This window comes from Microbacterium sp. NPDC056052, from assembly GCF_042266785.1.
Lineage (GTDB): Bacteria > Actinomycetota > Actinomycetes > Actinomycetales > Microbacteriaceae > Microbacterium.
The window spans coordinates 843,102-851,858 of record NZ_JBHJWV010000001.1; the positions used below are offsets into that span (position 1 = coordinate 843,102).

The 8,757-nt window shown below is 70.3% G+C and carries 8 protein-coding genes; 2 read left to right on the top strand and 6 right to left on the bottom strand.

The genetic code is table 11. The annotated features are described in order from the left end of the window. Positions 1-38: 38 nt before the first annotated feature. The 3 genes from ACFC1J_RS04045 to ACFC1J_RS04055 form a co-directional block, all read right to left on the bottom strand. The gene (locus tag ACFC1J_RS04045) at positions 39-1,151 is read right to left on the bottom strand and encodes a branched-chain amino acid aminotransferase (protein ID WP_375902665.1); all 1,113 of its coding nucleotides are present in this window, start codon (positions 1,149-1,151) and stop codon (positions 39-41) included. Positions 1,152-1,201: 50 nt separating this feature from the next. Beyond that, on the bottom strand, positions 1,202-2,263 hold the full coding sequence (locus ACFC1J_RS04050) for a 3-isopropylmalate dehydrogenase (protein WP_375902667.1): 1,062 nt from the start codon (positions 2,261-2,263) through the stop codon (positions 1,202-1,204). Between the two features lie 148 nt (positions 2,264-2,411). Beyond that, a complete protein-coding gene (locus ACFC1J_RS04055) occupies positions 2,412-3,947 on the bottom strand; it encodes an MFS transporter (RefSeq protein ID WP_375902669.1) in 1,536 nt (511 codons plus the stop codon). 67 nt (positions 3,948-4,014) lie between these two features. Here ACFC1J_RS04055 and ACFC1J_RS04060 point away from each other — a divergent pair, with 67 nt between their 5' ends. After that, the gene (locus tag ACFC1J_RS04060) at positions 4,015-4,572 is read left to right on the top strand and encodes a TetR/AcrR family transcriptional regulator (protein WP_375902671.1); all 558 of its coding nucleotides are present in this window, start codon (positions 4,015-4,017) and stop codon (positions 4,570-4,572) included. A gap of 307 nt (positions 4,573-4,879) precedes the next feature. On the opposite strand, the gene serA is transcribed toward ACFC1J_RS04060, so the two are convergent. From serA to ACFC1J_RS04075, 3 genes are all read right to left on the bottom strand, one after another. Beyond that, positions 4,880-6,511: a phosphoglycerate dehydrogenase gene (gene serA / locus ACFC1J_RS04065; protein WP_375902673.1), complete on the bottom strand. Its 1,632-nt coding sequence runs from the start codon at positions 6,509-6,511 to the stop codon at positions 4,880-4,882. 124 nt (positions 6,512-6,635) lie between these two features. Further along, positions 6,636-6,974, bottom strand: coding sequence for a hypothetical protein (locus ACFC1J_RS04070; RefSeq protein ID WP_375902674.1), 339 nt, complete (start codon positions 6,972-6,974; stop codon positions 6,636-6,638). Beyond that, positions 6,971-7,501 carry a hypothetical protein gene (locus ACFC1J_RS04075; protein WP_375902676.1) on the bottom strand — a complete coding sequence of 177 codons (531 nt, stop codon included), beginning with the start codon at positions 7,499-7,501 and terminating at the stop codon, positions 6,971-6,973. The genes ACFC1J_RS04070 and ACFC1J_RS04075 overlap by 4 nt, the downstream gene beginning before the upstream one ends. Positions 7,502-7,585: 84 nt before the next feature. Here ACFC1J_RS04075 and ACFC1J_RS04080 point away from each other — a divergent pair, with 84 nt between their 5' ends. Further along, positions 7,586-8,590 (top strand): hypothetical protein, encoded by a 1,005-nt coding sequence (locus ACFC1J_RS04080; protein WP_375902678.1) that lies wholly within the window; start codon positions 7,586-7,588, stop codon positions 8,588-8,590. The last annotated feature ends 167 nt before the right edge of the window (positions 8,591-8,757 follow it).

Consider the following 8,757-nt stretch of genomic DNA (forward strand, 5'->3'; position numbering starts at 1 on the left):
CACCGCCTCGCGTCAGAGGCGACGGGTGTCGTCGGGGGTCAGGCGTCCAGGCGGACGAGCCAGCCGCGCGTGTCCTCGCGACGGCCGTACTGGATGTCGGTGAGCTCCTCGCGCAGCGACATCGCGAGTTCGGTCGACGCGGGACCTGCGTGCACGATCTCGAAGTCGTCGGCCATGAGGGATCCGATCGGCACGACGACCGCAGCTGTGCCGCACGCGAACGCACCCACGATCTCGCCCGAGGCGGCGCCGTCGCGCCACTCCTGGATGGAGAGCTTGCGCTGCTCGACCTCGAGCCCGCGGTCCTTCGCGAGCTGCAGGATCGAGGCGAGCGTGATGCCCTCGAGGATCGAGTCGCTGGCCGGCGTGATCAGCTTGTTGTCGCGGGTGACGAGCACGAGGTTCATGCCGCCGAGCTCCTCGATGTACTCCCCGTCGAGGAACAGGACCTGCTGGCAGCCCTTCTTGTACGCCTCCTCCTGCGGAAGCAGGCTCGAGGCGTAGTTGCCGCCGGTCTTCGCCGCTCCGGTGCCGCCGTGTCCGGCACGGGCGTAGTCACGGGACAGCCAGATGTTCACCGGCTGCACGCCACCGGGGAAGTACGCCCCGGCCGGGCTCGCGATGAGGTAGTACGCGACCTTCTTCGCCGCGCGCACGCCCAGGAACGCCTCCTTGGCGAACATGAACGGGCGGAAGTAGAGGCTCTCCTCGGGGTTGCTGGGCACCCACGACGAGTCGACGGCGACGAGCTGCTTGAGCGACTCGATGAACAGCTCGGTCGGCAGCTCGGGCAGCGCCAGGCGCCGCGCCGAGCGCTGCAGCCGGGCGGCGTTGCGGTCGGGACGGAAGGTCCAGACGGATCCGTCGGCGTGGCGGTAGGCCTTGAGCCCCTCGAAGATCTCCTGCGAGTAGTGCAGCACGGCGGCCGCCGGGTCGAGCGCGATGGGCCCGTAGGGCGAGACGCGGGGACGGTGCCAGCCGCCCTTCTCCGACCAGCACAGGTCGACCATGTGGTCGGTGAAGTGCTGTCCGAAGCCGGGTGCCGCGAGGATCTCCTCGCGCTCGGCCTCGGAGCGCGCGTCCTCATTGCGGGTGACGCGCCAGATGAGTCCGGCGGGTGACGGGGCCTGAAGGGGGAGTTCGATGGTCATGAATGCGTCCTGACAGGTCGAAGGGTGCGGCGTCGTGCGCTGACTTCAGATTACGCCTGGAGCCGCGCGATGATCGCCGCGCCGGTCTGTTCGGTGGTGCGGGCGCCGTCCCGCGCTGCGATGTCCTGCTCGACCGCGCGGTGCACACGCGCGGATTCGTCGCTCAGCCCCAGGTGCTCCAGGAGCAGGGCGACGGAGAGGATCGCTGCGGTCGGGTCGGCCTTCTGCTGGCCCGCGATGTCGGGTGCCGAGCCGTGCACCGGCTCGAACATCGACGGGAACGCGCCGTCGGGGTTGATGTTGCCCGAGGCGGCGAGGCCGATGCCACCGGTGACGGCGCCGGCCAGATCCGTGAGGATGTCCCCGAAGAGGTTGTCGGTGACGATCACGTCGAAGCGCGAAGGGTGGGTGACCAGGAAGATCGTGGCCGCATCGACGTGCAGGTAGTCTACGGCCACGTCGGGGTGCTCGCGCGCCACCTCGTCGACGACGCGCTTCCAGATCGCACCGGCGTGCACGAGCACGTTGGTCTTGTGCACGAGCGTCAGCTTCTTGCTGCGCTTCTCCGCCAGGTCGAACGCGTACCGGACCACGCGCTCGACGCCGAACGCGGTGTTCACGCTGGTCTCGTTCGCGACCTCGTGCGGGGTCCCCTTGCGGATCGCGCCGCCGTTGCCGACGTACGGGCCCTCGGTGCCCTCGCGGACGACCACGAAGTCGATCTCGCCCGGGTCTGCCAGGGGGCCGGGCGCGCCAGGGAACAGCTTCGACGGGCGCAGGTTCACGTAGTGATCCAGCTCGAAGCGGAGCTTCAGCAGCAGGCCGCGCTCGATGTTCGCGTCCTTCAGGCGCGGATCCCCCGGCTGGCCGCCGACGGCGCCCAGCAGAATCGCATCGTGCGCGCGGATCGCGTCGAGATCCTCGTCGGTCAGCGTGTCGCCGGTCTCGAGGAATCGTGCGGCGCCGAGCGAGAACCGGGTCTTCTCGAACGTCACGGAGCTTGCGGCGGTGACGGCGTCAAGCACCTTCTCCGCCTCGGTGACGACCTCGGGACCGATGCCGTCACCCGGGATGACAGCCAGCTTCACGACACGGGACGACGATTCCGACACGGGCGCTCCTTGCGATTCGTTGCGGGGTGGAGGATCCCAGGCTATCGGGCGCCGGAGCCCCTCCCTGCGCGCATGTCACCCCCGCGTCGTCCCCCTCAGCGGAGCCCATAGCGTGCGCTGGGAGGGACGAGGCGGTTCTTGGCGGGTATCAGCGAGGGCGGCGCCCCAGGGTCAGGCCGGCGATCGCGGCCGCGGCGACCACGAGGACGCCGCCGATGAGCGAGGTCACCATGACGCCGGTGCCGAACGCATCGGACGCCGCCTGCTGCAGCGCCTGTCCGAGCGCCGCCGGCAGCTGCTCCGCCGCGGAGAACGCTCCGGCGAGCGTCTCCTTCGCGCGATCCGCCAGCACCTCCGGCACGCCCTCAGGGACGACCAGCGAGGTCCGGTAGAACGCGGTGATGATGCCGCCCAGGATCGTGGTGCCGAGCACGGCGCCGAGCTCGTACGCCGTCTCGGACACGGCGCTGGCCGCGCCGGCCTTCTCCGGCGGGGCCGCGGCGAGGATGAGCTCGTTCGAGACCGTCTCCGCCGCACCGATGCCGATGCCGAGCAGCACGAACGCGACGATGAGGGGAGCTGTGCCGTGGGCGTGCGTGCTGAAGGCCACGACGAGGTAGCCCGCGAGCGAGAACACCAGAGCCGACGGCACGAGGATCTCGGGGCGCACGCGACGCGCGATCGGCACGACCACGAGACCGGAGACGATCATCACGGCCATGCCGGGGATGAGCGCGAGGCCGGCGTCGACGGGCTTGAGCCCGAGCACGAGCTGCAGATGCTGCGAGACGTAGTACAGGAAGCCGACGAGGGCGACGACGCTGAGCAGGTTCACCAGGATCGCGCCGCTGAACATCCCGCGGCGGAAGAGCGCCATGTCGAGCATCGGGATCTCCGCGCGCAGCTGCCGGCGCACGAACAGCACGCCCATGCCTACGCCGAGCAGGAACAGCACCACGACGAGCGGGGTGATGCCGTGGACCGCGAACTCCTTGATCGCGTAGACCACGGGAACCATGGTGGCCATCGACATCAGGATGCTGAGCACGTCGATCCGGCCCGGGTTCGGGTCACGGCTCTCCGGCACCAGGATCGGCACGAGGATCAGCAGCGGGATGAGCACCGGTACGGCGACGAGGAACACGGATCCCCAGGCGAAGTGCTCGAGCAGCAGGCCGCCGACGATCGGCCCGAGGGCGGACCCCGCCGAGAACCCCGCGGCCCAGACCGCGATCGCCAGCCGTCGCTGCTCGCGGTTCTGGAACACCGAGCGCAGCAGCGAGAGCGTCGACGGCATGAGCATGGCGCCGAAGAACCCGAGCAGGGCGCGCGCCGCAATCAGCAGTGCCGCGGTCGGGGCGAACGCGGCGAGCGCGGAGACGAGTGCGAAGCCGGTGGCGCCGATCAGGAGCATCTTCCGCCGGCCGAAACGGTCGCCGAGCGTGCCCATCGTCACCAGCAGGCCCGCGAGCACGAGCGGGTAGACGTCGATGATCCACAGCTGTTCGACGCCGCTCGGACTCAGGGCCGTGGAGATCTCCGGCAGGGCGAAGGAGAGCACGGTGTTGTCGACGGAGACGAGCAGCACCGGCAGCATGAGCACGACCAGCGCCGCCCAGCCGCGCGCACCGACGCGGGGGCCGTCCTCGGTCCCCGGCAGGGAGATCGACGCTGTTGCGGACATGTTGCACCTCTCGGATCCATCGTGAAAGGACGGGTTACTTAACCGTCCAGATGGTATAGTAACAGACATGGCCAGACCCCCGCATGCCCGTGAGCGCGTTCTCGACGCCTATGAGGCCCTGCTCATCTCCGACGGCGAGCGCGCCGCGACCCTCGACGCCGTCGCTCGGGCCGCCGGAGTCTCCAAGGGCGGCCTGCTCTATCACTTCGCCTCGAAGGACGAGCTCGCGGCGGCGATGATCGCGCGGCTCGACGCCCTCGCCGCCGAGGACATCGAGCGGATCCGCTCCGCGTCCGAGGGGCCCGTCGAGTACTACCTGCGCACCTCCGTCATGATGGACGACGCCCTCGACCGGGCGATCGTCGCCGCGTCCTGCCTGGCACAGAGCGGCAGCAGGGCCGCGACCGAGGCGCTGCACCGCATGCGCGAGGAGTCGGCCGAGGCGATCCGCCCGCACGTACGCGACCAGGCGGCGCTCGACCTCGTGATGCTGCTCAGTGACGGACTGTTCTTCAACAACGCCCTGGATTCGCACGGCCCGTCGGAGAGCGCCGACGCGGTGGTCCCCGCCGGGGCCGACCTCGACGCGCTGGTCGCGCTCGTGCTTCGCTCCGTCGCGGACTGACCTCTCCCCCGCCCGGGACCGCTACTCCGGGGTCGTTGAGCGAGGACGCCGCAGGCGACCACCCTTCCCGGTCGTTGAGCGAGGACGCCGCAGGCGACCGAGACGAAACGCCCCACCCCCGCAAGAGCACCGCGTTTCGTCTCGCTCCGCTCGCTCAACGACCCCCTGGGGCGCGAGCCGATACCCCCGACCACACCTCCGGTCGTTGAGCGAGGACGCCGCAGGCGACCGAGACGAAACGCGGCACCCTCACAAGGGCGCCGCGTTTCGTCTCACTCCGACGACCCCGGTGGGGCCGGGACGAGGATCAGGCCTCGACGAGCTCGATCTGACGGAACAGGTCGGCGTCGATCGCCTCGCGCACCTCGTCGAGGAGCGTCTCGGGGATCGGCGAGTCGAGCGTGAGCACCGATAGGGCCTGGCCCCCGGCGGTCTCACGGGCGATCTGCATGCCGGCGATGTTGATGCCGGCGTCGCCGAAGCGCTGACCGTAGACCGCCACAATTCCGGGGCGGTCGGTGTACAGCATCACGACGTGGTGCTTCTCGATCGGCAGCTCCACCGCGTGGCCGTTGATCGCGACGAGCTTCTCGATCTGCTTGGGCCCGGTCAGGGTGCCGGACACGGAGACCTGGCTGCCGTCGGCGAGCGCGCCGCGCAGCGTGACCACGTTGCGGTACTCCTCGCTGACGTCGTCCTGCACGAGGCGCACCGTCACGCCGCGCTGCTCGGCGAGCAGCGGCGCGTTCACGTACGACACGGTCTCGCTCACGATCGGGGTGAACACGCCCTTGAGCGCCGCCAGGCGCAGCACGCCGACGTCGTAGCCGTTGAGCTCGCCGTGCACCTCGACGTCGAGGCTCGTGAGCGGCGAGTGCGCGAGACCGGAGAGGATCTGACCGAGCTTCTCGGTGAGGGGGATGCCGGGCCGCACGTACGGGTCGATGACGCCGCCGGCCACGTTGACGGCGTCCGGGACCAGGTCGCCGCCGAGCGCGAGGCGCACCGAGCGCGCGACCGAGACGCCGGCCTTCTCCTGGGCCTCGTCCGTCGACGCACCGAGGTGCGGAGTCACCACGACGTTCGGCTGCGCGGTGAGCGCGCGAGCGGCGCTGCCCTCGACGGGCGGCTCGGACGTGAAGACGTCGAGGCCGGCACCCGCGATCTCGCCGTTCTGCAGAGCGACGAGGAGCGCCTCTTCGTCGATGAGGCCGCCGCGGGCGACGTTGACGACGTAGGCCGTCTTCTTCATCGCGCGGAACTGCTCCGCGCCGATCATGCCGGTGGTCTCCGGCGTCTTCGGCATGTGGATCGTGAGGAAGTCGCTCTCCGCGACGAGATCCTCGAGGCTCAGCAGCTGCACGCCGAGCTGCTGGGCGCGGGCGCTCGTGACGTAGGGGTCGTAGGCGACCACACGCATGTCGAAGGCCGCGAGGCGCGCCGCGACGAGCGCACCGATCCGGCCGAGGCCGACGATGCCGACGGTCTTCTCGAAGAGCTCGGCGCCGGTGTAGGAGCTGCGCTTCCACGCCCCTGCCGACAGCGACGCGTGCGCGGCCGGGATGCGGCGCGCGAGGCTGAGGATGTGGCCGACCGTGAGCTCCGCGGCGGAGACGATGTTCGATGTGGGCGCGTTCACGACCATGACGCCCGCAGCCGTCGAGGCCTTGATGTCGACGTTGTCCAGGCCCACTCCGGCGCGAGCGACGACCTTCAGCACGGGCGCGTGCGAGAGCGCCTCGGCGTCGATCCTGGTCGCCGACCGGATCAGCACTGCGTCGGCGTCGGCGAGAGCGACGAACAGCGCCTCCCGGTCGGTGCCGTCCACCGAGCGGACGTCGAAATCGGGGCCGAGTGCGTCCACCGTGGCCGGAGACAGCGTCTCGGCGAGCAGGACGACGGGCTTGCGGGCGGACGTGTTCACGGCGTTCTCAGGCACAGAGATCCTTCGGGACAGGAGGGAGGGGGCCGATGCGCCGCACCGTCGGGGCGCGATAGTGCCCACACTCTACCCGAGACGGCAGTGCCACCCCGACCGTGTGACGGCCCGAGACACCGCGCGATCAGTGCGCGCCGGACAGCGTGTAGCCCACGACGTCGAGCCAGAACACGGCCACCAGCCCCAGGCCTGCGAGCAGCACGAGCGCCACCGTTCCGAGCCGGCGGCGCCGGGTCACGGCGATCGCGACGACGTAGATGACGGCGGGGAGGATGATCGCCAGGATCAACGCCACCCAGGTCGTCGCCCCGATGGCGAGGCCGACGAACGGGATCATGTATGCGATCGCGTTCCAGATCGCGTAGGCGTAGAGCAGGCCGAACACGCCCAGCAGCGTGTAGAAGATCCAGCGGGGACGCCGCGGATCCGCCTGCGGTGCGGTCGTCATCGACTCGGCGCTCATGCTCCCACCGTCCCGACCATCACGAAGGGCCACGGCACCAGCAGCACGGCGCCGGCGATCAGCGCGACGATCCGGATCCAGGTCGCGCTGCCGCGGGTCAGCACCCAGGCGGCGGCGAACCACAGGACCGGGGCGAGGGCGGCGAGCCACATCCAGGGGAAATACATCCAATCGCCGAGCAGGATGGCTGCTAGTCGCAGTCGGAAGCCTCCCACGATCCAGCCCACGGCGAAGAGCAGGTACACGCCGCCGATGATTCCGTAGAAGACGAGCGCGGCGTTGCCGATCCCGGCGGGCTCGTCGTCGGCGTCCGCCTCGGCCTCTGCCGCGGGCGTCGTCCCGGCCGTCGCGACGTGCTCTGCGGCGTGGGTCTCGGCCGTGCTCTGCGCAGCCGGTTCCACCTCGGGAGCGGGATCCACGGATGTCTGGGCATCCGGCGCCGCGGGAGCCTCGTTCTTCGCGGAGGCGTCCGGCGCATCGGGCTCGTCGCCCTCCCAGCGCAGCGCGTCGTCTGGATCGGTCGTCATGCGTCCAGCGTAGCGACCGATATCCCCGGATCCACGGGCCCTCGCCGCTAGGCTCGGGTCCAGCACCAGGCGGAAAGGACCACCGTGCCCGAGAACAGCAGCCACAAACCCGCCCGAGCGGCGGCCAGCAAGCCCGCGTCGACCGCGTCGAAGGCCGCGGCCGGCGCCGACGGTCCGGCGGATCCCCCCGCTGGCTGGACCCCGACCCCCGAGGCCAAGGCCACCGCGACCCGGTTCCGCTGGATCGCCGCCGTGCTCTGGGCGGTCGCGATCGCCGCGGAGGCCGTCGGCATCTTCTGGTTGCTGCGTCAGCGCCAGTACGTCGGCGAGGACGGCACGCTCGTCCGCAACCCCGACACCGGCCTGCTGGAGCAGCAGGGCGCGACCGCGACGTTCCCGCAGTGGGCGTTCATCACGCTCATCGCGCTCTTCGTCGTGATCGCCGCGCTGTCGATCACGGGATCCTTCCTGTGGAAGAAGGCGAACCGCCTGGATCCGGCCCGCCGCTCCGACACCGTGCGCTTCTTCGTGCAGAACCAGCTGGGCGCGATCATCGCGATCATCGCGTTCGTGCCGCTCATCATCATGGTGTTCCTGAACAAGGACATGAGCAAGGGCCAGAAGACCACGGCCGGCATCGTCGGCATCGTGCTGGCGGCCCTCGCCGTCGTGCTCGGCATCGACTTCAAGCCCTCGTCCGTCGAGCAGTACACCGCCGACCAGTCGACGGTCATCCAGCTGCTCGGGCAGGACAAGGTGGTCTGGGTCGACGGCGGCACCGTGTACCACGTGTGCGAGGAGGTGCCGGCGATCCAGACCGGCAGCGACAAGCGCACCGGCACGACCGCCCAGGCCGTCGAGGCCGGGAAGACCCGTCTGACGCTCGAGTTCGCGTCCGAGCTGCGCAAGTGCGGCCTGGCGGTTCCGGAGAACTCCCCCGCCATCGCCGACGCCCTGCGCGCCATCCGCGACGGCAAGACCGACACGACGCTGCCCGCCCCGGTGTGGGCGAACGCCTCCGACGCGCCGATCACCGTCCCGGACGCGCCGTCGTCGGGCACCGAGCCGGCGCCGACCAGCACTCCGTGATCCCGCCCCTCCGCTGAGCAGCGGCGAACGGACGAGCGCGACGCCCTCCTCGGGGCGGCGCGCGCGTCCGGTGTAGTGAGAGACACACAAGTTATACCAAAATTGAAATAAAACCCCCCGCGCCCCACACCCATTCGGTTCCCCACTAGAGGGTCGGATGCGGCCCC